Here is a 21,854-nt window from a genome sequence, read left to right on the forward strand (position 1 = left end):
GCGTGAACGACGTCACCGACCCTTCCCGCACGCCCGACTTCCTGAACCACGACCGGCCGCCCGTGCCGGACCTCGTGGTGTCGCGCGCCGTGCAGCCCTTTCACCTGGAGAACCGGCCCGTGCGCGGCCGGCTCGTCCGCCTCGGCCCGCTGGCCGACGCGCTGTTGTCGCGCCACGACTACGCCCCCGACGTGGGCCGGCTCCTGGGGCAGGCGCTGGCGCTCGGGGCCGGGCTCGCCGCGGCGCTGAAGTTCCGCGGCTCCTTCTCGGTCCAGGCCAAGGGCAACGGGCCGGTGTCGATGCTGGTGGTGGACTGCACCGACAGCGGCGACCTGCGCGGCTACGCCCGCGTGGCGGAGGATGCCTCCTCGGTCACCGGGGAGGCCGCGGCGCTGCTGGGCCAGGGCTACCTCGCCTTCACCTGCGACCAGGGCCTGGAGATGGACCGCTACCAGGGCATCGTCCCCATCGAAGGCGACACGCTGGCGGCGATGACCGACACCTACTTCCGCACCTCGGAGCAGCTCGATGCCTGGGTGCGGCTGTCGGCCGAGCACACGCCCGGCGGCTGGCGCGCCTCGGCCCTGATCCTAGAGCGCGTGGCGGGGGAGGGCGGGTTCAACGCCCTGGCCACCGAGGAAGGAGACGAGGCCTGGCGCACCGCCAAGATCCTGGCCTCGACGATCAAGGACGAGGAACTGCTCGACGACGCGCTGCCCTCCGAGCAGCTGCTGCATCGGCTTTTCCACCAAGAGGACCTCCGCCTCGACCGGGCACGGGCGCTCAGCTACGGCTGCCGCTGCTCGCGCGCGCGGCTCGCCTCGGTGCTGCAGCGATTCCCGACCGACGACCTCGACCACATGGCCGAGGACGGGGCGATCACCATGAATTGCGAGTTCTGCAACGTCGCCTTCCACTTCGACCGCGCCGACGTGCGCTCTGGCGCCGGGCGCGCCTGATCGGCTAACCCCTGTTGCGGCCCTCCTTCCGGGGGCAGCCGCTCACGCGATTCGCTTCCGGGGTTTCCTGCATGCTCAGCCGTCGCCACGCCCTCGTCCTGCCGTTGCCGCTGCTGGCGGCCGCCTGCGGCGGGGGGGATGCGCCGGTCACCGAGCTGCCGCGGATCGAGGGCTACAGCTATCTGACGCCGCTGCGGCTGAACGTCGCCAGCCTTGACATCCAGCCGCCGCAGCCCGGCGCCGACGTGCGGGTGTCGCAGCCCGCACCGCTGAACCCAGTGGACGAGGTTCTGCGCATGGGCCGCGACCGGCTGTCCGCGGTGGGCAGCACGGGCACGGCCCGCTTCTCGGTGGAAACCGCGAGCCTGTTGCGCACGCGCCTGGGCGGCGGCGGGCTGTTCAGCGAGCCCAGCGAGCGGCTTGACTGCGTGCTGCGCTGCCAGGTCGAGATCCTGGACGCCGGCAACCGTCGCGTCGCCTTTGCCCAGGCCGAGGTGCGCCGCACCGCCACCATGGCGGAGGGCGGCGCCAACACCCCGGCCGGCAACGCGCGGCAGGTGGTGGGCAAGGCCATGGACGACCTGAACGTGGAGTTCGAGGTCCAGGTGCGCCGCAACCTCCGCGACTGGCTGCAGGTCACCAACCCGATCGTGAACGAGCCCCCTCCGGGCAGCATTCAGCGCGAGGAGCTTCCGCGCGGGACCTGAGCGCCGCAAAATAACCGGACAGCGGAGGAGAGTTCCCGATCATGGCCGCCATCAGCCTGTCCAACCCCGAGGGCGTCCACGCCCCGCAGGCCGCCTATTCCCACGCCGCCCTGGTGGAGGGCCCGGGCCGGCGCCTCGTGATCAGCGCCCAGGCCGGGGTGATGCCCGATGGCCGCATCAGCGCCCAGGGCAATGCCCAGATCGACCAGGCCTTCCAGAACCTGGAGGCCGTGTTGCGGGCCAACGGCATGGAGCCCGCGAACGTGGTCAAGCTGACTGCCTTCCTGACCGACCGGATGCTGGTGACACCCTGGCGCCGGCGGCGGGATTCTTTCCTGGCCGGGCACGCGGCGGCGGCGACCCTGGTGCTGGTGTCCGGCTTCGCCGACCCGCGCTTCGTGGTGGAGATCGAGGCTGAGGCGGTGGCGGCATGACCGCGCGGCTGGCCGCGTGTGCCGGAATGCTTCTGCTCGCGGCCTGCGCGGCGCCGGCACCGCGGCTGCCCGACACCGTTCCGCCGGCCCCCGCCGTGGGCGACCAGCCCGGGGCGCCTGCCGCCAGCGGCGGGTCGCGCGCCGAGTTGGAAACCGCGCCGGTGCCGGGGGTGGAACTCGCGGGGCGTCCGGTCATGGGACCGGACCGACTCGCCAGCCCCGACTACTGCCGCCGCATGGCGAGCATCGCCGATCAGCAGCGTCCCTGGTTCAGCGGCCGCAACCCGCGCGACACCGAAACGCGCGACGACTGGCTGGCCCACCAGGCAACCCAGGGCTGCTGAGTGACCCGTTTTTCCCGAGACCGCCCGCCGGAGACATCCCCGATGCTACGCTGCCTGCCGCTCCTGCTCGGGGCCCTGGCCCTGGCCGCGCCGCTGATCAGCTGCGGGCCGCCGCCCTACCAGGTGGAGCCGCCCCGCACCTACCAGACACCCTACGTGCCGCCGACCGCCGCGAACCCGCCCTATGTCCGCCCCTACGTGCCGCCGCCGGGCGTGGCGCAGCCGGACTACCTGGGTGAGCCGCAGGCGCCGGCGCTGCACATCCCGGTTGAGGGTTGAAGGCCGGGCCTCACCGCGCAGCGCGGTGAGGCTCCGGTCCTGCCGGATGTCCGCCGCTTCGCGGTGGGCTCAGATCACCGGCGTGGCGCGGGGAGCGCCGATCATCGCCAGGAATTCCTGCCGGGTGGAGCGGTTCTCGCGGAAGGCGCCCAGCATCCGGCTGGTGACCATGGTGACGCCCGGCTTGTGGGCGCCGCGCGTGGTCATGCACTGGTGCGCGGCCTCGACCACCACGGCGACGCCGAAGGGGTTCAGAACCTGCTCGATCGTGTTGGCGATCTGAGCCGTCAACTTTTCCTGGATCTGCAGCCGCTTGCCATAGGCGTCCACCACGCGCGCCAGCTTGCTGATGCCGACCACGCGACCGCGCGGCAGGTAGGCGACATGGACCCGGCCGATGATCGGCGCCATGTGGTGCTCGCAGGTGCTCTCGAGCCGGATGTCGCGCAGCAGCACCATCTCGTCGTAGCCTTCGACCTCCTCGAAGGAGCGCTGCAGCAGCTCCATCGGATCTTCCTCGTAGCCGGCGAACCATTCGCGATAGGCCTTGGCCACGCGCTTGGGCGTGTCGAGCAGGCCCTCGCGGCCGGGGTTGTCGCCGGCCCAGCGCAGCAGCGTCCGGATGGCGTTCTCCGCTTCTTCCCGGGTCGGCGGCGGCGAGGCCGGAGGGGGCGAGGCACCGAGCGGAACGCTGGGCGGGTTTGCGTCGTCTTCGGGGGGCATGGGACCATCCTAGAAGGAGCCGCGACGCTGAGGCAGCCGTCGGCCTTGATGCCAGCGGCTTCGATTCGCCGCTTGCAGAGCATGAGCAGGGTACCCGCGATGCGGGAAGAGCGCGTTAACAGCCTCAGTTCAGGCGGCTGCGACGCTGCTCGGGGCTGTCCAGGCTGAACGCCGGGATTTCGACGTCGAAGGCTTCCCCGCTGGCGGTGACCACCATGTGGTAGGCCCCGCGCATGAAGCCGGAGGGCGTGGGCAGAGGCGTGCCGGAGGTGTACTCGAAGGCCTCGCCCGGCTCCAGCACGGGCTGTTCCCCCACCACCCCGTCGCCGTGGACCCGCTGGGTGCGAGCCAGGGCATCGGTGATCAGCCAGGTGCGGCGCATCAGCTGAACCGTTTCCGCTCCCTCGTTGCGAATCTCGACGCGGTAGGCCCAGGCGTAGCGTCCTTCCTCCGGCGCACTCTGATCGGCGAGGAAGAAGGTGCGCACGGTCACGCGGATGTCGCGTGTGGTGGCGACGTAGGCGTCGTGGGCGGTCATGCTGGGCCCCTCGGCTGGTGGTCGGGCAGGAGATAGGCCGGAACCGCGCCGGAGGCGAGACTTGGCCGCGGCCTGGGCCGCCGTGCCCGTGTTTCTCCTGAGGTTCCCCAAGGAGGGGCAGGGGGAGTTCCCCAGGGTTCCCGGGAGAGTTCCCGCGGCCTCCCCAGGAAACCCCTGGGGAGCCTCATGTTTCTCAGGCCTCGGCGGGATGGTCCGACAGGGCGGCGCGGATCGCTTCCGCGTCCACCTCCTCCAGCGTGGCGGGCTGCCAGCGGGGCTGGTCGCCGCGCTCGACGAGCAGGGCCCGGACGCCTTCCGAGAAGTCGGGGTGGCGGATCATCCGCCGTGCCAGCGCGAGCTCGTGTTGCAGGGCGGTGTCCAGGTCCCAGGCGGCGCCGCGGCGTAGCATCTCCCGCGTGACCGAGAGCGCCGTGGGCGAGCATCGCCGCAGCGCCGCCAGCTGCGCGCGGGACCAGTCGCTGTTCTCGCCTTCCAGGGCCGCCACGATCCGCGGCAGCGTGCCGACCGCGAAGCAGCGCTCGATCGCCTCGCGCGTCGCCGCGACAGCGCCGGGGCGCACCGGCCGGCAATGGGCTTCCACCGCCTCCGCGTCGCCCGACAGCAGCGCCTGGCGCAGCGCCGGAAGCGCGTCACGGGCGCAGAAATGGGTGGCAAGCCCCGCCTCAACCGCTTCCGCGCCGCGCAGCCGGGCGCCCGTCAGGCCGAGCCAGTTGCCGATCGCCCCCGGCAGCCGGGGCAGGACGTGGCTGCTGCCGATGTCGGGAAAGAAGCCGATCGCGGTTTCCGGCATGGCGACCGTCGCGGCCTCGGTCACCACGCGGTGCGAGCCGTGCACCGACAGCCCGACGCCGCCGCCCATGCAGATCCCGTCGATCAGGCTGATCCAGGGCTTGGGGAAGCGGGCGATGGTACCGCAGAGCGCGTATTCCAGCGCGAAGAAGCGTTCCGCCGGGGCGGCGTCGCCCGCCAACACCGCCTCACGCACCGCGCGGATGTCGCCGCCGGCGCAGAAGGCCCGGCCGCCGGCGCCTTCCAAAATCACCAGCCGCACCGCCGGATCGTCGCGGAAGCGTTCCAGCGCCTCGACGATCGCCTCCACCATGCCGAGATCCTGGGCGTTCAGCGCTTCGGGCCGGTTGAGCAGGATGGTGCCCGCCGTGCCCTCGACGCGCGCGATGACCCGTGGATCGGTCATGGATGTGGTTTCCCGCCGCAAGTGCCTCATGGGGGCCGCACCATGCCGCGCCGCGGCAGGGTTGGGCACCCCGCCCATCTCGGGGCTGCCGTGCGGGCACCGGGTTCCGGCCGGGGCGCGGGCGGGCCGGGGGCGCGGGCTGGCGGGATGCGGATTGACGGGCGGGCGGAGGATCAACACCCTCGCGGGCGATGACGAACGATCTGGTGCGCTTCGAAGGCGTCGAGAAGCGCTACGACAACGGCGCGCCCGCGGTGCGCGACCTCAACCTGGCGATCCAGCGGGGCGAGCTGCTGTCGCTGCTGGGCCCGTCCGGTTCCGGCAAGACCACGACGCTGATGATGCTGGCAGGCTTCGAGCAGCCGAGCACCGGGCGCATCCTGCTGGAAGGGCGCGACCTCGTGGCCGTGGCGCCGCACCGGCGCGGCATCGGCGTGGTGTTCCAGAGCTACGCCCTGTTTCCGCACATGACGGTGGCGGAGAACATCGCCTTTCCGCTGGAGGTGCGCGGCATCGGGCGTGCCGAGCGCGAGGCGAGGGTGCGGCGCGCCCTGGACACCGTGCACCTGCCGGACCTGGGCGAGCGCCGTCCGGCACAGCTTTCGGGCGGGCAGCAGCAGCGCGTGGCGCTGGCCCGGGCGCTGGTGTTCGAGCCGCCGATTGTGCTGCTGGACGAGCCGCTGGGCGCGCTGGACAAGGCGCTGCGCGAGGAAATGCAGTTCGAGATCCGCCGCCTGCACCGCGAGCTCGGCGTGACCATGATGTACGTCACCCACGACCAGGGCGAGGCGCTCACGCTCAGCGACCGGGTGGCGGTGTTCCGCGGCGGCCGCATCCGCCAGCTGGCCGCGCCGCGCACCCTGTACGAGCGGCCGGCGGACGCCTTCGTGGCGGGCTTCGTGGGCGAGAACAACCGCCTCCCGGGCCAGGTGCTGCGGATGGAGCTGGAGGAAGCGGAGGTCCGCCTCGACTGCGGCACCGTGGTGCTCGCCACCGCCGCGGTGGGCGTCGGCCCCGGCAGCCGCTGCCTCGTCACGATCCGGCCCGAGCGCGTCGCAGTCGCCGCGCTGCGCGCCGAGGAGGTGGGCGAGGGCGCCGTGTCCGCGCGGCTGGAGGAAGCCATCTTCGCCGGCGACCACCTGCGCCTGCGCTTCTCGCTGGGCGAGGGCGAGGCGAACCGCAGCGTGGTGATCGCCAAGCGGCCGGCAGGCGCAGGGTTGCTGCCCACGCCCGGAGGGGCGGCGGCGCTGGCCTGGAGCCTCGGCGACGCGGTGGCCTTTCCGATCGAGGGGTGAGCCGCCGCGCGGAGGTCCCGGTTTTCGCCCGGCATCACGCGCGGGTTGATGGGGCGGCCGCGCGAAGGAAGGCCGGTGCCGGCCCGGACCCTCAGCCAGCCTGAGGGAAGCGCAGGATCACCGCGAAACCCTCGTGCGAGTGGGCGCTGAACTGCAACTCACCGCCATGGGCACGCACCACCTCGTCCGCGATGGCGAGGCCGAGCCCGGCGCCCGGCTGGCCGTCGTCGCGGCCGTGAAAGGGCTCGCGCACCCGCGCCCACTGGGCGGGTGGAATGCCGGGTCCGTCATCCAGCACTTCCACGCGGCATCCCGCGGCGTCGCGAAGCACCCGCACCTCGAGCCTGGAGCGTGCCCCGTGGCGCAGCGCGTTGCCGACGACGTTGCCGATCGCCTCGCGCAGGCTGATCGCATCGCCCTGGATCATCACCGGCTCTTCCGGGGCGTCCAGCGACATTTCCAGCATCCGGGCGGCGGGCGGCACGTCCAGCATCACGCGCCGTGTCAGCAGAACAAGGTCCACCGGCTCCAGCATCGCGACGCCGGCCCGGTGGGTGACCATGGCGTGGTTGAACAACTGCCCGACGAGGTGCCCGAGCTGCTCGGTCCGCGCGGCGACCCGGGCCATCTGCGCTTCCCGACGCGCGGCATCGCGTTCCACCGTCAGCAGGTCGACCTGCGAGGCCAGCGCCGCCAGCGGCGTGCGCAGCTGGTGCGCCGCGTCGCCGATCAGGCGCTGCATCAGCGCGATCCGACCCTCCAGGCGCGCCATGAAATCGTTGATCGCGCCCACCAGGGCACCGATTTCGGGCGGCGCCTCCACCGCCAGGGGGCTGAGGTCGCGCGGATCGCGTTCGCGCAGCACCCGCTGCACCGCCGATAGCGGCGCCAGCACGCGCTTCACCGCCACCAGCGTGATGACCAGCGCGAGCCCGTCCAGCACCAGCACCGCCACCACCGCCCGGGCCGCGATGTCGCGCGCCAGCGCAGTGCGGGCATTGAGCGTCTGCGCCAGCGTGACCGTGACCCAGCCGCCGCTCAGCCGGCGCGCCGTGACCGCGGCGCGCACCGGCTGCCCACGCCAGGTCGCATCGCGCAGCACCGGGCCGTTGCTGAGCATGCCGTTGCCCAGCGCCTCCGGCGTCACGGCGGCGTCGAGGTCGGCCGCGCCCGCCACCACCACGCCCCGCCAGTCCACAACCTTGTAGGCGGCGCTGTCCTCCACCGACAGGCCCGCCAGGACCGAGACCGGCAGGTCCACCGTGACCACGCCGCCCTGCTGATAGGTGTTCTCGGAAATCTGCGCAGCACCTGCCGAGAGCAGCGCGTCGAAGGCACCGCCGGCCGTCAGGCGCGCGTAGTACCAGCCGGCCACGGAGAAGCCGGCGGACACGCTGCCCAGCAGCAGCACCAGCAGCAGCGCGATGCGCGCGTGCAGCGAGCGTGTCGCGCTCACGGCCGCCCCGTCGCGCGGCCGTGCATCGCCGTCAACGCGCCACCAGCTGATAGCCCAGGCCGCGCAGCGTCCTGATCTCGGATGCCGAGGCCGCGATCTTGCGGCGCAGCCGGGCGACGTACTGTTCCACGGCGTTGCTGCCGGCTGCGCTGTCGAGCCCGAACAGGCGGTCCACGATCTGCTCCTTGGCGGCGATCCGGCCCTGCCGCGCGACGAGGATCTCGAGCAGCGCCAGCTCGCGCGCCGTCAGCTCCACCGGCTGGCCTGCGACCTGTACGCCGCGGCCTTCCAGGTCGATCTCGATGTCGCCCAGGCTCAGCCGGTTGGTGGCGCCGCCGCTGTGACGGCGCAGCAGCGCCCGCACGCGTGCTTCCAGCTCCAGGAAGTCGAAGGGCTTGGTGAGGTAGTCGTCCGCCCCGAGGTCGAGCGCCCCGACCCGCTCCGCCACCTCCGAGCGTGCCGTCAGCATCAGCACCGGCGTGCGCAGGCCGCGCTCGCGTGCCTGCCGCAGCAGTGCGAGTCCGTCGGGCGGCGGCAGCATGACGTCGAGGATCAGGAGGTCGTAGGACTGTAGCGCGATGCGCGCCGCCGCGTCCTCGCCGCCACGTTCCCACTCGACGGCGTGGCCCATGCGTTCCAGCCGCGCCACGATTCCCTCGCCGACATCGGCGGTATCCTCCACCAGCAGGATACGCATGTTCCCGTGCCCGATGTCCTTCTTGCTGCGCCGCAGCAACGATTTCCGCGGCGCTGTCAGCTTGGCGACAGGTTCCGAAGCTATCCGAAAGGCAATGCCCGGTCATCAAGGCCAGGGGCGCGAGGGAAGAAAGGATTCCGGGGATGGTCACCGCCGACGCGTCCACACCGTTGCTGTCGGTGCAGAACGTCACGCTGCAGTACAAGACCGACGAGGCCGTGGTGACCGCGACGCACCGCGTGGACTTCGACGTGTACTCGTCGGACCGCTACATCCTTCTCGGCCCCTCGGGCTGCGGCAAGTCCACGCTGCTCAAGGCGATCGGCGGCTACCTGACGCCGTCGGAAGGTGAGATCCGCCTGAAAGGCCGCGAGGTCCGCGCACCGGGCCCCGATCGGATGATGGTGTTCCAGGAATTCGACCAGCTCCTGCCCTGGAAGACGGTGCGGGAAAACGTGATGTTCGCGCTCACCGCCAGCGGCCGCGCCCGCGGCGCCGAGGCGCGCGACCGCGCCGACAGCTACATCGAGAAGGTGGGGCTGGCGAAGTTCGCCGACAGTTTCCCGCACATGCTCTCGGGCGGCATGAAGCAGCGCGTGGCGATCGCCCGCGGCATGGCGATGGAGCCCGACGTGCTGCTGATGGACGAGCCCTTCGCGGCGCTCGACGCGCTGACGCGCCGGCGCATGCAGGAAGAACTGCTCCGGCTGTGGGACGATACGCGCTTCACGGTGCTCTTCGTCACCCATTCCATCGAGGAGGCGATCCGCGTCGGCACGCGCATCCTGCTGCTCTCGCCGCATCCCGGACAGGTCAAGGCGGAGCTGAACAGCGTGTCGCCCGACCAGCTCGGCACCGCCGCGGCCGCCGAGCTCGAGACGCGCATCAACGACATGCTCTTCGTGCACTAGGAAGGGAATGGCCATGAGCATCACCGTGAACGACGCCCCGCTGGTGCAACGCCCCGAGATCGTGCGCGAGCCGTCGCGCGCCGGCATCGGCGAGATCAACAAGCCGATTTCCGCCTGGGAGTCCGTGTATCGCCTGAGCGCGGTGCGAAAGGGGCTGATCCTCCTCGTGCTGGCCGTGATCTGGGAGGTTTATGGCCGCTGGCTCGACAACCCACTGCTGTTTCCGCCCTTCTCCGCTACGGTGGAGGCGCTGGTGGACAACCTCGCCAACGGCATCATTCCCGCGCGGACCCTGGTGTCGCTGCAAACGCTGCTGATCGGCTACGGCATCGGCATCGTGCTGGCGGCGCTGCTGACGGTGGTGGCGATCGGCTCGCGCATCGGCACCGACCTGCTGGAAACCCTGACCTCGATGTTCAACCCGCTGCCGGCGATCGCCCTGCTGCCGCTGGCGCTGATCTGGTTCGGACTGGGCTCGGGCAGCGTGGTCTTCGTGCTGGTGCATTCCGTGCTCTGGGCTATCGCGCTGAACACCCATGCAGGCTTCCGCTCTGTGTCGAAGACCCTGAGGATGGTGGGCCAGAACTACGGGCTGGGCGGGTTGCGGCTGGTGAAGGACATCCTGATCCCGGCAGCCTTCCCGTCGATCCTGACCGGGCTCAAGGTCGGCTGGGCCTTCGCCTGGCGTACGCTGATCGCGGCGGAGCTGGTGTTCGGCGTGTCCTCCGGCTCCGGCGGCCTGGGCTGGTTCATCTTCGAGAACCGCAACCAGCTCGAGACCGCGAACGTCTTCGCCGGACTGTTCTTCGTGATCCTGATCGGCCTTTTCGTGGAAAGCGTGATCTTCGCCAACATCGAGAAGCGCACGATCCGCCGCTGGGGCATGCAGAACTGATGCGCCCTGCCGGGGCCCACGGGTCCCGGCGCCCCTCACATCCAACAAGCAAGAAACTGGAGGAAGAGCACCATGAACCGTCGTGATCTGCTGCGCACCGGCGCGGCGCTGCCGTTCCTGTCCGCCGCGCCCGCGATCCTGTCGCGCCCCGCCCATGCGGAGGTGAGCAAGGTCCGCCTGTCGCATGGCTACGGCATCCTTTACCTGCCGCTGATCGTGATGCGCGACCGCAAGCTGCTGGAAAAGCAGGCCGAGAAGGCAGGCCTCGGCACGATCGAGGTCACCTGGCAGAACCTCGACGGCGGCAATGTCATCAACGACGCCATGCTGGCCGGGTCGCTCGACATCGCGGGCACCGGCGCGCCGGGCTTCATGACGCTGTGGTCGCGGGCCCGCGGCATTCCGCGCTCCGAGATCATCGGCGTTTCGGGCATGAGCACCTGCGCGCTGGTGCTCAACACCAACAAGCCGAACATAAAGACGCTGGGGGACTTCACCGCCAGCGACAAGATCGCCCTGCCGGGCATCAAGACCTCGCTCGCGGCGGTGGTGCTGCAGATCCTGGTGGCCAAGCAGTTCGGGCAGGCGAACTACGCCAAGCTCGATCCCATGACGGTGGGCCTGCCGCACCCGGATGCCTTTGCCGCCCTGACCAGCGGCCGGACCGAGATCGTGGCGCACTTCGCCTCGCCGCCTTATTCCAATCGCGAGTTGGCCGATCCGAAGATCCACAAGGTGATCGCGGCCAGCGAGGCGCTCGGGGACTCCACCCTGGACGTGATCTTCGCGCCCAAGCAGTTCACCCTGAACAACCCGAAAATGATGACGGCCTTCCTGGCGGCGCAGGATGAGGCCAACGACTTCATCGCCAAGAACAAGGCCGAGGCCGCGGCGATCTTCAACCGTGTTTCGCCGAGCGGCACCACCGACGAGGACGTGGTGAAGATGCTGGAAGAGCCCGACACGCGCTTTTCCGCGACGCCGCACGGCGTGATGGAGTTCGCCAACTTCATGGGGGCGGTGGGCACCATCAAGACCCGTCCCACCGGCTGGAAGGACCTGTTCATGCCCGAGCTGCACGACCGTCAGGGATCCTGACGACCGGTGACCCGCTGCCCTCTGTTCCGCGAACCAGCGGGACGGAAGGCACCAGGCGGCTTCCGCGGGCATCAAACTGCTCTCGGAAGCGCAGCGGGGCGTTTGCGGGCGCCCCGCCCTGTTCTAGCCTTCGCGAGTCGCTCGTGGGAGGGGTCGGGATGCTCTGCAGGATTCTTGGTTCTCAGGCTCGCTTGGGCAGAAGGGCGCTGCTTGCCGGCCTGGGCTGTCTCGGCCTCCTGGCGGGCACGGCCCCCGGCCTTCGCGCCCAGGAACGCGACCTGACCGTGGTGTCCTGGGGCGGCGCCTACCAGGACATCCAGCGCGAGATCTTCTTCCGCCCCTTCCAGGCGCGCACCAACACCCGCCTGCTGGAAGAAACCTGGGACGGCGGCGTGGGCGTGCTGCGCGCCAAGATCCAGTCCGGCGCCAACAACTGGGACCTCGTCCAGGTCGAGAGCGAGGAACTGCTGCTCGGCTGCGATGAAGGGCTGTTCGAGCGCATGGACTGGGATGCCATCGGCGGCCGCGACCACTACATCCCCCAGGCCGTGAGCGACTGCGGCGTCGGCGCGATCCTGTATTCCTTCGTGCTGTCCTACGACCGCAACCGCATGGCGACGGGCCCTGCGAACTGGGCGGAGTTCTTCGACACCAAGAAGTTCCCGGGCAAGCGGGCGCTGCGCCGCGGGCCGAAAACCACGCTGGAGATCGCGCTGCTGGCGGACGGCGTTCCGGCAGGCGACGTCTACAAGGTGCTCGGCACGCCGGCCGGCGTGGAGCGCGCCTTCCGCAAGCTCGACACCATCCGCGACAGCCTGATCTGGTGGGAACGCGGGTCGCAGCCGCCGCAACTGCTGGCCTCGGGCGATGCCGCGATGGTGGTGGCCTATAACGGCCGCATCGACGCCGCCAACCGCACCGACGGGCAGAACTTCGCGATCTCCTGGCCCGGCAACCTTTACACCGTGGACAGCTGGGTGATCATGAAGGGCTCGCCCAACAAGGCGCGCGCCCTCGACTTCCTGCGCTTCGTCAGCCAGCCGGAGGTCGAGGCGGGCATGTCGCCGCGCATCCCCTACGGCATGACGGCCAAGGGCGTGAACGACCTGCTGACGCCCGAGGTGCGCGAAACCCTGCCCACCACGCCGGCACACATGGAAGGGGCGCTGCGGATCGATGACCAGTTCTGGCTCGACAACCTCGACCGGCTCAACCAGCGCTTCAACACCTGGCTGTCGCGCTGAGCCGGCAAGGGATCGGGCAGCCCCGGTGCGGCCCGATCCCCACCGCCTGATGCGCTGACACGGAGCCGGATCACATGCGGGCAAGCCGATCGGGCTGGTGGGCGGCGGCGCTCGTGGCGCCGCTGCTGATCTTCCTGTTCCTGGTGTTTCTGCTGCCGATCGGCACCTTCCTGTGGCAGGCCGTGGCGGAGCGCGACGTGGCGCCGGCCCTGCCGCGCACGGTGCTGGCGCTGCGCGACTGGGACGGCCGCGCCCTGCCGCCGGATGCCGCCTTCGAGGCGCTGGCCGCCGACCTGCGCGCCGCCCGGGCTCATGACCAGGCGGGCGTCGGCGCGCCGCTGATCCCGGCCGCCGCGGCGCGGCTGAACAGCGAGGTTCCGGGCTTCCGCTCCACCCTGCCGGCCACGGCGCGGCGCCTGGCTGATCCGGCGGCACCGGCGCGGGACACGATCCTGGCCGCCAGCCCGGACTGGAGCACGCCCGAAAGCTGGGCCGCCATCCGCCGCACCGCCGGGCCGCTGGGCGACAGCAACCTTCTGGCGGTGCTGGACCTTCGCCGCGACAGCACCGGGGCGCTCGCCGCCGTGCCGCCGGAGGGTGCCATCTTCCGCACGATCCTGCTGCGGACGCTGTGGATCGCGGTCCTGGCCACGGCGCTCAGCCTCCTGCTTGCTTATCCTCTGGCCTACCTCATCGCCACCGCCGCGCCGCGCTGGCGCCCCTGGCTGCTGGCCGGGGTGATGCTGCCCTTCTGGACCAGCCTCGTGGTGCGCACCGCCGCCTGGTGGGTGCTGCTGCAGCGCGAGGGCATCGTGAACGCGGCGCTGGCGGGCCTCGGCCTGATCGAGGCGCCGTTGCCGCTGTTGTTCAACCGCGGGGCCGTGCTGGCGGCGATGGTGCACATCCTGCTGCCCTTCGCGGTGCTGCCGATCTACGCCGCGCTGCGGGGGCTGGACTGGCGGCTGCCGCGCGCCGCGCTGTCGCTGGGGGCGACGCCTTGGCGCAGCTTCTGGCGGGTGACGCTGCCGCTGACGCTGCCGGGCGTCGGGGCCGGGGCGATCCTGGTGTTCATCCAGGCGCTGGGCTTCTACGTCACGCCGGCCCTGCTGGGTGGCCCCAACGACCAGATGCTGCCCTACTTCATCGGCTTCTACGCCAACCGCACCGTGAACTGGGGGCTGGCCGCCGCGCTGTCGGTTGCGCTGCTGCTGGCCGTGGCGATCGTGGTCGGCCTTTACGCCCGCCTCGTGGGCTTCGAGCGGACGCGGCCCGCATGAGCCGCGCGCTGCTCTGGGCCTTCGGCCTCCTGGTGATCGGCTTCCTGCTGGCGCCGCTCGCGGCCATCCTGCCGCTGTCCTTCTCGGCCGGCTCCTTCCTGCGCTACCCGCTGCCCGGGTTGTCGCTGCGCTGGTACGCGGATTTCTTCGGCTCCGACTTCTGGATGCCGGCGCTGCGCAACAGCCTCGCCATCGGCGCCGGTGCGGCCGCCATCGCCACGGTGCTGGGAACGGTTGCGGCCTTCGGGCTGTGGCAGGCGCGTATTCCCGGCCGCCAGTTCATCCTGGCGCTGATCATGATGCCGCTGGTGGTGCCGTCGATCGTGGTGGCGGTGTCGCTGCTGCTGTTCTTCGGGCCGCTGGGCCTGACCAACTCCTTCACGGGCATGATCCTGGCGCACGCGGCGCTGGGCGTCCCCTTCGTGGTCACCACGGTCTCGGCCTCGCTGACCCAGTTCGACCCGGTGCTGCTGCGCGCGGCCGCGGCCTGCGGCGCCGGACCGGTGACGGCGTTCCGCCGCGTGGCGCTGCCGCGGATCGCGCCGGGCGTGGCGGCCGGGGCGATGTTCGCCTTCGCCACCTCACTCGACGAGGTGGTGGTGGCCCTGTTCATCTCTGGCCCAGGGCAGCGGACCCTGCCGCGCCAGATGTTTTCCGGGCTGAACGATCAGGTCAGCCTCACGATCGCCGCCGCTGCTTCGCTGATGATCCTGCTGGCGATCCTGTTGCTGCTGCTGACGGCCTGGCTGCGCCGCGCCAGACCCTGAGCGGGGCCGGCAGGGACGGCGGCCTCGCCGCCGCGGCCACAGCTTACCGGATCGTCATGCAATGCCCTGAAAATGCCCAGAACGGTGCGGAACCCGACCCTCCCGCGCCGGTTAGATCCTCGCGTTTCACCTGATCGTACGGAGGAGTGATCATGGCAGTGGTGTCCCGGCTGGCGCTGGTTCTGGCCCTGGGGTTGGGTGTGGGTGGCGGCCTCGCGATGCCGGCCTCGGCGGCACCGCCGATGCCTGCGGCGGCGTCGGTGCAGGGCGCGGCGGTCGAGGGTGGCAGCCCGCTGCTGCAGGACGTTCGCTGGGTTCGCAGCTGCCGCAACGAGCGCGTCGTCCGCCGGGATCGCTTCGGCCATCGCCGGGTGATGAGCCGTCAGGTGTGCCGCCGCGTTTGGCGCTGATGGCGGCTGGGCGGGGTTAAGCGCCCCGCCCAACGCCCAAGCCGTGCGTGTTTGCGCACAGCAGGCAGCGGAGCGCTGCTTCTTTCTTGCTTCCGGCTCTCGCCGCGTTCCAACCTCCGCCCGGATGCCTCGTGGCGCCCGGGGAGGAGCTGGAACGTGCGCTTTCCTCTACAACGACGCGAACTCGTGGGCTCGGCCATGGGCCTCGGCGCCGCAGCCCTCCTGGCGGGAAACGCCCGCCCTGGCGCTGCCCAGGTGCCTGCTCCGGCTGGGGCGGCAGCGGCAGACGGTCCCTTCCGCCTCGACCCGCTCCCCTATGCCGCGAGCGCCAACGAGCCCTCGATCGATGCGGAAACCATGGAGCTGCATCATGATCGCCACCACGCCGCCTACGTCACGGGCCTGAACGCGCTGGTGCGGGACCAGCCGCAACTCGCGGCCATGCCCGTGCAGGATATTCTGGCCAGGCTCGACAGCGTGCCCGAGGCCATCCGCACGGCGGTCCGCAACAATGCCGGCGGCCACGCCAACCACGCGATGTTCTGGACGATCATGGGCGGCCGGGGCGGGGCGCCGGACGGCGAGCTCGCGGCGGCGATCAGCCGCGACCTCGGCGGGTTCGAGGCGATGAAGGCGGAGTTCAACCGTCGCGGCGCGGCGCGCTTCGGCTCGGGCTGGGTCTTCGTCACGGTGGATCGGGCGGGCCGGCTGGCACTGACCGACTTGCCCAACCAGGACAGTCCCCTGATGACCGGCGCGATGCCGCTGATGGGCAACGACGTCTGGGAACACGCCTATTACCTGACCTACCGCAACCGCCGCCCGGACTACCTTCAGGCCTGGTGGAACGTGCTGAACTGGCAGGCGATCACCGGGCGCTACGCTGCCGCCAGGGTCGGCACGCTCACGCTATGAGCAGGGGAGGCGGCCCGGCAGGGACGCGGCCAATGTGGGCCGCCGGGCAGGCTGCTGCTCGGTGACGCGGCGGGCCCGCTTCCACTCCGACATCTGCGAACGGGCGCGATGTGTTGGCCAGCCGTGGGTTTCCGGTGTCCGCCGCATCAACCGAACCACGGAACAACCCCGCCAACCTCTGCGGCGTCGCTGCGTTGAGCCCCCACGTAGCCTCCGGCCCTGCCGGGAGTGCCCGAACAAACAACGGAGTCGTTTCGCCCATGCCCAAGCTCCACCTGAAGCCAGTGCGCGATCAGGTCATCGTGCTGACCGGCGCCACCTCCGGCATCGGGCTCGCCACGGCGCGCATGGCCGCGGAGCGCGGGGCCTCGCTGTTCCTGGTGGCGCGCAACGAGGACGCGCTCCGTTCCCTGCGGGACGAGCTGCGGGCCCGTGGCGGCCGCACCGAGTACGCCGTGGCCGACGTGGCCGATGCCGAGGCCGTGGAAGCGGCGGCGCAGAAGGCCATCGAGGTGTTCGGCGGCTTCGACACCTGGGTGAACAACGCCGGCGGCAGCATGTACGGCACGGTCGAGGACACGCCGCTGGCCGATCAGCGACGGGCCTTCGACGTCCTGTACTGGGGCGTCGTCAACGGCACCCAGGCGGCGGCGAAGCACCTGAAGCGGCGCGGCGGCGTCATCGTCAACGTGGGTTCGGTGCTGTCGGACCGCACCATCGCCCTGCAGGGCACCTACTCGGCGGCCAAGCACGCGGTGAAGGGCATCACCGACACCTTCCGCATGGAATACGAGTCGGCCGGCTACCCCATCGGGGTCACGCTGGTGAAGCCCAGCTCCATCGACACGCTGTTTCCGGAACACTCGCGCAACCACACGGACACGCCCGGCCTCAGCCTGCCGCCGCCGACCTATCACCCGCGCGTCGTGGGCAAGGCCATCCTGCACGCCGCGGAACATGCGCCGCGCACCCTGGTGGTAGGCATGGGCGGCTACGCGATCTCGCTGCTCGGCAACCACTTCCCGCGCCTGACGGACCTCCTGATGGAGGCGACCGCCAGCAAGGCGCAGACCCGCAAGGACCCGGGCCGCAAGGACCGCCACGACAACCTGTACGAGCCGCGCGCCGACCTCGCGGAAACCGGCTCCTATAAGGACAAACCGATGACCCGCCGAACCTCCTACTTCCTGGAAGCGCAGATGCATCCGCTGGGTGCCACGGGCATCCTGTTCGGCGTCGGCGCCCTGGTGCTGGGCGTTTCGCTCGGTCTGCGGCATCAGCGCCGCAGCCGCGCAGCCCGGCTGCTCGAGCAGGCGCAAAGCCAGTCCGGTTCGCTGGGCAACCGGGCCCGCCGCCTCGGCGGCCGGCTGCTGAGCGACCACGAGGACGATCTGCGCAACCTGCGAAACAGCGTCCGCAAGGGCGGCCGCCAGCTGGTGTCCCAGGCCTCGGACCGCGCCGAGCAGGGGCAGAGCCTGCTGGCCTCGCTGTTCGGCAGCGCCCAGGCGGAAGCGAAGCGCGAGCACAAGCGGGCCTGGTCGCTCTTCGGGCAGGCGCGCGACGAGGCTCAGGACCGCGCCCGCGGGTTGCGCGGCGGCGCCAACAGCCTGCTGGCCCGGCTGCGCGAGGAGGTCGAGGAATTGACCGACCGCGCGCAGGAGAACAGCGGCCGTGCCCGCAAGGAAGCGCATTCCCTGTTCGGACGCGCCCGCCACAGCGTGGACGACCTCGCGGAACGCCTCCAGGAAGTGCGCAGCCAGGCGCGCGGCAGCGCGGCGGACTGGCGTGACCGCGCCGGCTCCCAGGCGCAGGAGCTGAACGATCAGGCGAAGGGCCTCTTCCGCCGGGCGCGGCACGACACCTCCGATCTGAGGAAGCAGGCCCGCGGCACGCTGGACACGCTGCGCGACGAGGCGGCGGATTACGCCGACTATGCCCGCAAGCGGGGCGGCAGCCTCCTGGGTGATCTTCTGCGCGGGCTGCGCCGATCGGCGTGATGGTTTGCCGCGCCTGACTCGGAGGCTTGGTCTGACGCGGCGCCGGACCACCGTCCGGCGCCGCGTCGCCGTTCAGCGGCCTGCCCGGTGCCTGCCCCTTGGTGACAGGCATCTCAGGGTGGGCATCCCGGCCCCCTGCAATCAGGCCTTGTTTCGCTGCCGCCTCGTCCCCATCCTGCGGCAATGAATGCCGACCTGCCTTTCTGGAAGGCAAAACCCCTCCGCGCCCTGAGCCGTTCCGAATGGGAAAGCCTTTGCGACGGCTGCGGGCGCTGCTGCCTTCACAAGATCCGCGACGACGACACCGACGAGATCCATTGGACCGAGGTGGCCTGCCGGCTGCTCGACACCGGTACGGGCCTGTGCAGCGACTATGCCAACCGGCGCGCCAAGGTCCCGGACTGCATCAAGCTGACCCCCGCGCGGCTGGCCCGTATCGACTGGCTGCCGCCGAACTGCGCTTATCGCCTGGTGGCGGAAGGCTCCGACCTGCCGTCCTGGCACCCGCTGATCTCAGGCACCTACGACACCGTGCAGAAGGCGGGGCTTTCGGTGCGCAACCGCGTGGTCAGCGAGCGCGAAGCGGGTGCGCTGGAGGATCACGTGGTGGAATGGCCCGGCCTCTGGCCCTCCGAGGAGACACCGCGCGTGCGCTGGAAGCGAAGCGGCCGCTGAGCCGACGGCGTCGACTCCGGATGTTGCTGTAATCAAACAACCTCCCGATCTCGTGTCGGGACAGGAATCCCAATCCCCTGATCTGAAGCAAACCCGTGCTTTCCGAGAGCGTCTTAACAGACAGCTTTAACGGAACAGGCTCGGGAGGGCAGAAGGATGAAGGGTTGGCAGGGTTTCGCGTGCAGTGCTCTCCTGACGCTGTCCGTGCTGGCGCAGCCGGCCTGGGCGGACCGCCCGCAGGTTGATCGCTCCGGTCGGGAACAGCAGGCGCATGCCTTCGTGTACCGGGGCGGGCTGCCGGGCGTGAACCCCGACGACGTCCGGGGTGGCGCCGCCGACCTCGCCGCGAGCAACAGCCTGCCCGTCGGCACAACAGCGCGTGTCACCAACCCCCGGAACGGCCGCTGGGCGCTGGTCCGCGTCCGCGCCACCAATGCGGGTGAGGACGGGCCAGCCCTGAACGTCAGCAGCCGGGTGGCGGACCGCCTGGGCTTCGCCGAGAGCGGGAGCGCGCCGGTGGTGATCGCGCCGCTGGCCGTGCCCCAGGCCGATGGCACGATCGTGCTGGGGCAGGGCACGGGCCTTGCCGGCCAGCAGGCGGCGATCGTTCATCCCGAGCGGAGCTGAGCCCCGCGGGCGACCCTCAGGCCGCCTCGAGCTGTTCGCTGAGCGACAGCCACTCTTCTTCCAGCACGCCAATCTGGTGGGCGATCGCGGCCCGCCGGGTATTGGCCCAGGTGATGTCGGCAGGTTTGCGCTTCGTGTAGAACTCAGGGTCCGCGAGCTTCCGCTCGATCAGTCCGTCCTCGAGCTTCAGCTTCTCGATCCGCGCCTCGATCTCCCGCACCCGCTCGCGCAGCGGGGCCAGGGCGGCGCGGTTCGCCGCGCGCTCCCGCCGATCGTCGCGCTTGCCGGCGGGCGCGCTGTCCTTCGCGACCGGACGGGCGCGATCGAGCAGGTAGGCGCGGTAGTCGTCCATGTCGCCGTCGTAGGGGCGCACCGTGCCGTCGCCCACCAGCCAGAGCTGGTCGGCCGCGAGTTCCACCAGCCGTGGGTCGTGGGTGATCAGCAGCACCGCGCCACCGTAGTTGGCCAGCGCACGGATCAGCGATTCCCGCGCGTCCATGTCCAGGTGGTTGGTTGGCTCATCCAGGATCAGCAGCTGCGGCGCGTCGCGGGTGCACAGCGCCAGCAGCAGCCGCGCCTTTTCCCCACCCGAGCAGTCGCGCACCGGCGTGGTGGCGCGGTCCTCGTCCAGCCCGAAGCGCGCGAGCTGCGCACGGCACTGGGTTTCCGTGGCCTTGGGCATGGCCTGCTGCATATGCGTCAGCGCCGTGCCGTCGAGGTCGAGCTCCTCCGCCTGGTGCTGCGCGAAGAAGCCGACCTTCAGGCGCGGCGTGCGGCGGACCTCGCCGGACTGCGCCGTCATGCGGCCGGCGATCAGCTTGGCCAGGGTGGACTTGCCGTTGCCGTTGGCGCCCAGCAGCGCGATGCGGTCCTCGCTGTCCAGGCGAAGGTCCAGGCCACGCAGGATGGTGCGGCCGTCATAGCCCACCGAGGCCTCGCGCATGGTCAGGATCGGCGGCGCGACCTCGGCCGGCTCGGGGAAGGAGAAGTGGACGGAGCGCTCCTCCATCACCGCTTCCACCGGCGGCAGACGTTCCAGCGCCTTGAGGCGCGACTGCGCCTGCCGGGCCTTGGAGGCCTTGGCGCGGAAACGGTCCACGAAGGCCTGCATGTGCTTGCGCTCGGCGAGCACCTTGGCGTTGGCCGCCAGCTGCTGCGCCCGGCGCTCGGTGCGGATACGGATGAACTCGGAATAGCCGCCGGGATAGGTGGTGATCTTGGCCGCATCCAGGTGCGCGATGCCGTCCACGCAGCGATCCAGCAGGTCGCGGTCGTGGCTGATGATGATGGCCGCACCCGAGAAGCGCTTCAGCCAGCCTTCCAGCCACACCGTCGCCTCGAGGTCGAGGTGGTTGGTCGGCTCATCGAGCAAGAGCAGGTCGGGTTCCAGGAACAGGGCGCGGGCCAGCGACACGCGCATCCGCCAGCCGCCGGAATACTCGCCCACCGGCCGCGCCTGCGCCGCCGCGTCGAAGCCCAGGCCGGCCAGCACCGTGGCGGCGCGCGACGGCGCGGCGTCGGCGCCGATGGCGCGCAGCCGCTCGTGGATCTCCGCCTCGCGCAGCGGCTCCGCCCCGCCCTCCAGTTCCGCCAGCAGCGCCGCGCGCTCGGTATCGGCCTCCAGCACCGTGTCCAGCAGCGAGCCCTCGCCGCTCGGCGCTTCCTGCGCGAGGTAGGCCATGCGGGCCCTGGCCGCGAGGCGAACCTCGCCGCCATCGGGCTGCAGCTGGTTCGTCAGGACCCGGAACAGCGTGGACTTGCCGACGCCGTTGCGACCGACCAGGCCGATCTTGTGGCCGGGATCGAGCTGGAGCGATGCGCCATCCAGCAGTGTTCGCCCGCCGAAGCGCACCGTGATGTCGTTGATGGCGAGAACGGTCATGCGCGGGTTCTAGAGCCGATCGTCGCGGTCTTGAAGCGGTTCCCTCCTGGCGGCACCGGGGTTGTGCCTGATGCATGGCCCTGGGTGTTCCCTGCAGCGGCGCCGGTCCGCTCCCGCTGGGCACGCCCCGGGGCTGTACGGCAGGAGGGTGGTCCAACAACCGCGTAGCCCTAAGGACCCTTCGTCAGGCTGGGCGGCGATGTTCCACAACCGTTCATACTCCAAGTTAATTGGATTCAGTTTTGCACCGAAATCTGGTCTGGAGAGCGTTGGCCAGAACATCTTGGGACCCGTGTAAAGAAGATCGACGTATTTTCTACCTGTGGTAGCAAAGTAACGTACTTCCTCGTCTCTTTATCGCCCCTTGGTTGTTCTTTACGGAGCGCCATGAGGGGGGTGCGGCTGTAGGAAGGTTCCGGATGTTCCTGGTTTGATCGAGTGAGGGGGCGTGTCACCCGCGATCGACTTCTCCCTCATGCGCAGGGCTGCGGTTGCCCTCAAGCGTCAG

23 protein-coding genes are annotated in these 21,854 nt (G+C 70.7%); 17 read left to right on the forward strand and 6 right to left on the reverse strand.

Annotated features, from left to right (window positions below; translation table 11 throughout):
- Window positions 1-2: 2 nt before the first annotated feature.
- The 5 genes from hslO to ACFFGY_RS09440 all read left to right on the forward strand — a co-directional run bounded on the left by hslO (window position 3) and on the right by ACFFGY_RS09440 (window position 2,723).
- Window positions 3-959, forward strand: coding sequence for an Hsp33 family molecular chaperone HslO (gene hslO, locus ACFFGY_RS09420; protein ID WP_377044219.1), 957 nt, complete (start codon window positions 3-5; stop codon window positions 957-959).
- A 71-nt stretch (window positions 960-1,030) separates the two neighbouring features.
- Entirely contained in the window at window positions 1,031-1,666 is a 636-nt protein-coding gene (locus ACFFGY_RS09425) for a hypothetical protein (protein WP_377044220.1), read from the forward strand.
- 41 nt (window positions 1,667-1,707) lie between these two features.
- On the forward strand, window positions 1,708-2,100 hold the full coding sequence (locus tag ACFFGY_RS09430) for a RidA family protein (protein WP_377044221.1): 393 nt from the start codon (window positions 1,708-1,710) through the stop codon (window positions 2,098-2,100).
- A 26-nt stretch (window positions 2,101-2,126) separates the two neighbouring features.
- On the forward strand, window positions 2,127-2,444 hold the full coding sequence (locus tag ACFFGY_RS09435) for a hypothetical protein (protein WP_377044222.1): 318 nt from the start codon (window positions 2,127-2,129) through the stop codon (window positions 2,442-2,444).
- A 42-nt stretch (window positions 2,445-2,486) separates the two neighbouring features.
- A complete protein-coding gene (locus ACFFGY_RS09440; protein WP_377044223.1) occupies window positions 2,487-2,723 on the forward strand; it encodes a hypothetical protein in 237 nt (78 codons plus the stop codon).
- Window positions 2,724-2,792: 69 nt separating this feature from the next.
- On the opposite strand, the gene folE is transcribed toward ACFFGY_RS09440, so the two are convergent.
- The 3 genes from folE to ACFFGY_RS09455 all read right to left on the reverse strand — a co-directional run bounded on the left by folE (window position 2,793) and on the right by ACFFGY_RS09455 (window position 5,200).
- Window positions 2,793-3,446, reverse strand: a complete 654-nt coding sequence (folE, locus tag ACFFGY_RS09445; protein WP_377044224.1) for a GTP cyclohydrolase I FolE — start codon at window positions 3,444-3,446, stop codon at window positions 2,793-2,795.
- Between the two features lie 124 nt (window positions 3,447-3,570).
- Entirely contained in the window at window positions 3,571-3,984 is a 414-nt protein-coding gene (gene apaG / locus ACFFGY_RS09450; RefSeq protein ID WP_377044225.1) for a Co2+/Mg2+ efflux protein ApaG, read from the reverse strand.
- Window positions 3,985-4,177: 193 nt separating this feature from the next.
- A complete protein-coding gene (locus ACFFGY_RS09455) occupies window positions 4,178-5,200 on the reverse strand; it encodes an enoyl-CoA hydratase/isomerase family protein (RefSeq protein ID WP_377044226.1) in 1,023 nt (340 codons plus the stop codon).
- A 191-nt stretch (window positions 5,201-5,391) separates the two neighbouring features.
- Here ACFFGY_RS09455 and ACFFGY_RS09460 point away from each other — a divergent pair, with 191 nt between their 5' ends.
- A complete protein-coding gene (locus ACFFGY_RS09460; RefSeq protein ID WP_377044227.1) occupies window positions 5,392-6,495 on the forward strand; it encodes an ABC transporter ATP-binding protein in 1,104 nt (367 codons plus the stop codon).
- A gap of 91 nt (window positions 6,496-6,586) precedes the next feature.
- On the opposite strand, the gene ACFFGY_RS09465 is transcribed toward ACFFGY_RS09460, so the two are convergent.
- Together ACFFGY_RS09465 and ACFFGY_RS09470 are read right to left on the reverse strand one after the other, a co-directional pair.
- Window positions 6,587-7,951, reverse strand: a complete 1,365-nt coding sequence (locus ACFFGY_RS09465) for a sensor histidine kinase (protein WP_377044228.1) — start codon at window positions 7,949-7,951, stop codon at window positions 6,587-6,589.
- A gap of 31 nt (window positions 7,952-7,982) precedes the next feature.
- Window positions 7,983-8,648: a response regulator transcription factor gene (locus ACFFGY_RS09470; RefSeq protein ID WP_377044229.1), complete on the reverse strand. Its 666-nt coding sequence runs from the start codon at window positions 8,646-8,648 to the stop codon at window positions 7,983-7,985.
- 143 nt (window positions 8,649-8,791) lie between these two features.
- Here ACFFGY_RS09470 and ACFFGY_RS09475 point away from each other — a divergent pair, with 143 nt between their 5' ends.
- The 11 genes from ACFFGY_RS09475 (at window position 8,792) to ACFFGY_RS09525 (ending at window position 19,464) form a co-directional block, all read left to right on the forward strand.
- Window positions 8,792-9,559, forward strand: a complete 768-nt coding sequence (locus tag ACFFGY_RS09475; RefSeq protein ID WP_377044230.1) for an ABC transporter ATP-binding protein — start codon at window positions 8,792-8,794, stop codon at window positions 9,557-9,559.
- A 13-nt stretch (window positions 9,560-9,572) separates the two neighbouring features.
- Window positions 9,573-10,454 (forward strand): ABC transporter permease, encoded by an 882-nt coding sequence (locus ACFFGY_RS09480; RefSeq protein ID WP_377044231.1) that lies wholly within the window; start codon window positions 9,573-9,575, stop codon window positions 10,452-10,454.
- A 72-nt stretch (window positions 10,455-10,526) separates the two neighbouring features.
- Window positions 10,527-11,552, forward strand: coding sequence for an ABC transporter substrate-binding protein (locus tag ACFFGY_RS09485; RefSeq protein ID WP_377044232.1), 1,026 nt, complete (start codon window positions 10,527-10,529; stop codon window positions 11,550-11,552).
- A 191-nt stretch (window positions 11,553-11,743) separates the two neighbouring features.
- Entirely contained in the window at window positions 11,744-12,796 is a 1,053-nt protein-coding gene (locus ACFFGY_RS09490; RefSeq protein WP_377044233.1) for an ABC transporter substrate-binding protein, read from the forward strand.
- A 74-nt stretch (window positions 12,797-12,870) separates the two neighbouring features.
- Window positions 12,871-14,073 (forward strand): ABC transporter permease, encoded by a 1,203-nt coding sequence (locus tag ACFFGY_RS09495; protein ID WP_377044234.1) that lies wholly within the window; start codon window positions 12,871-12,873, stop codon window positions 14,071-14,073.
- A complete protein-coding gene (locus ACFFGY_RS09500) occupies window positions 14,070-14,840 on the forward strand; it encodes an ABC transporter permease (protein WP_377044235.1) in 771 nt (256 codons plus the stop codon). The genes ACFFGY_RS09495 and ACFFGY_RS09500 overlap by 4 nt, the downstream gene beginning before the upstream one ends.
- Window positions 14,841-14,992: 152 nt before the next feature.
- Window positions 14,993-15,250, forward strand: coding sequence for a hypothetical protein (locus ACFFGY_RS09505; protein ID WP_377044236.1), 258 nt, complete (start codon window positions 14,993-14,995; stop codon window positions 15,248-15,250).
- Between the two features lie 156 nt (window positions 15,251-15,406).
- On the forward strand, window positions 15,407-16,165 hold the full coding sequence (locus ACFFGY_RS09510; RefSeq protein ID WP_377044237.1) for a superoxide dismutase: 759 nt from the start codon (window positions 15,407-15,409) through the stop codon (window positions 16,163-16,165).
- 260 nt (window positions 16,166-16,425) lie between these two features.
- Window positions 16,426-18,162 (forward strand): SDR family oxidoreductase, encoded by a 1,737-nt coding sequence (locus ACFFGY_RS09515; RefSeq protein WP_377044238.1) that lies wholly within the window; start codon window positions 16,426-16,428, stop codon window positions 18,160-18,162.
- A 183-nt stretch (window positions 18,163-18,345) separates the two neighbouring features.
- Window positions 18,346-18,837 carry a YcgN family cysteine cluster protein gene (locus ACFFGY_RS09520; protein ID WP_377044239.1) on the forward strand — a complete coding sequence of 164 codons (492 nt, stop codon included), beginning with the start codon at window positions 18,346-18,348 and terminating at the stop codon, window positions 18,835-18,837.
- Window positions 18,838-18,993: 156 nt separating this feature from the next.
- Complete coding sequence (locus ACFFGY_RS09525) at window positions 18,994-19,464, forward strand: hypothetical protein (RefSeq protein WP_377044240.1); 471 nt, start codon at window positions 18,994-18,996, stop codon at window positions 19,462-19,464.
- Window positions 19,465-19,480: 16 nt separating this feature from the next.
- Here the strand turns inward: ACFFGY_RS09525 and ACFFGY_RS09530 are convergent, their stop codons facing one another.
- Complete coding sequence (locus ACFFGY_RS09530; protein ID WP_377044241.1) at window positions 19,481-21,346, reverse strand: ABC-F family ATP-binding cassette domain-containing protein; 1,866 nt, start codon at window positions 21,344-21,346, stop codon at window positions 19,481-19,483.
- Window positions 21,347-21,854 lie beyond the last annotated feature (508 nt).

The sequence above is a fragment of the Roseomonas elaeocarpi genome (assembly GCF_042433915.1).
GTDB lineage: Bacteria > Pseudomonadota > Alphaproteobacteria > Acetobacterales > Acetobacteraceae > Roseomonas > Roseomonas elaeocarpi.

Excerpts from the sequence above, each read along its gene's own strand:
- ACFFGY_RS09430 (WP_377044221.1), top strand. The coding sequence starts at position 1,708 with ATGGCCGCCATCAGCCTGTCCAACCCCGAGGGCGTCCACGCCCCGCAG.
- ACFFGY_RS09440 (WP_377044223.1), top strand. The coding sequence starts at position 2,487 with ATGCTACGCTGCCTGCCGCTCCTGCTCGGGGCCCTGGCCCTGGCCGCG.
- ACFFGY_RS09525 (WP_377044240.1), top strand. The coding sequence starts at position 18,994 with ATGAAGGGTTGGCAGGGTTTCGCGTGCAGTGCTCTCCTGACGCTGTCC.
- ACFFGY_RS09495 (WP_377044234.1), top strand. The coding sequence starts at position 12,871 with ATGCGGGCAAGCCGATCGGGCTGGTGGGCGGCGGCGCTCGTGGCGCCG.
- apaG (WP_377044225.1), bottom strand. The coding sequence starts at position 3,984 with ATGACCGCCCACGACGCCTACGTCGCCACCACACGCGACATCCGCGTG.
- ACFFGY_RS09435 (WP_377044222.1), top strand. The coding sequence starts at position 2,127 with ATGCTTCTGCTCGCGGCCTGCGCGGCGCCGGCACCGCGGCTGCCCGAC.
- ACFFGY_RS09505 (WP_377044236.1), top strand. The coding sequence starts at position 14,993 with ATGGCAGTGGTGTCCCGGCTGGCGCTGGTTCTGGCCCTGGGGTTGGGT.
- ACFFGY_RS09470 (WP_377044229.1), bottom strand. The coding sequence starts at position 8,648 with ATGCGTATCCTGCTGGTGGAGGATACCGCCGATGTCGGCGAGGGAATC.
- ACFFGY_RS09480 (WP_377044231.1), top strand. The coding sequence starts at position 9,573 with ATGAGCATCACCGTGAACGACGCCCCGCTGGTGCAACGCCCCGAGATC.
- folE (WP_377044224.1), bottom strand. The coding sequence starts at position 3,446 with ATGCCCCCCGAAGACGACGCAAACCCGCCCAGCGTTCCGCTCGGTGCC.
- ACFFGY_RS09500 (WP_377044235.1), top strand. The coding sequence starts at position 14,070 with ATGAGCCGCGCGCTGCTCTGGGCCTTCGGCCTCCTGGTGATCGGCTTC.
- ACFFGY_RS09475 (WP_377044230.1), top strand. The coding sequence starts at position 8,792 with ATGGTCACCGCCGACGCGTCCACACCGTTGCTGTCGGTGCAGAACGTC.
- ACFFGY_RS09515 (WP_377044238.1), top strand. The coding sequence starts at position 16,426 with ATGCCCAAGCTCCACCTGAAGCCAGTGCGCGATCAGGTCATCGTGCTG.
- ACFFGY_RS09455 (WP_377044226.1), bottom strand. The coding sequence starts at position 5,200 with ATGACCGATCCACGGGTCATCGCGCGCGTCGAGGGCACGGCGGGCACC.
- ACFFGY_RS09425 (WP_377044220.1), top strand. The coding sequence starts at position 1,031 with ATGCTCAGCCGTCGCCACGCCCTCGTCCTGCCGTTGCCGCTGCTGGCG.
- ACFFGY_RS09530 (WP_377044241.1), bottom strand. The coding sequence starts at position 21,346 with ATGACCGTTCTCGCCATCAACGACATCACGGTGCGCTTCGGCGGGCGA.
- ACFFGY_RS09485 (WP_377044232.1), top strand. The coding sequence starts at position 10,527 with ATGAACCGTCGTGATCTGCTGCGCACCGGCGCGGCGCTGCCGTTCCTG.
- ACFFGY_RS09520 (WP_377044239.1), top strand. The coding sequence starts at position 18,346 with ATGAATGCCGACCTGCCTTTCTGGAAGGCAAAACCCCTCCGCGCCCTG.
- ACFFGY_RS09460 (WP_377044227.1), top strand. The coding sequence starts at position 5,392 with ATGACGAACGATCTGGTGCGCTTCGAAGGCGTCGAGAAGCGCTACGAC.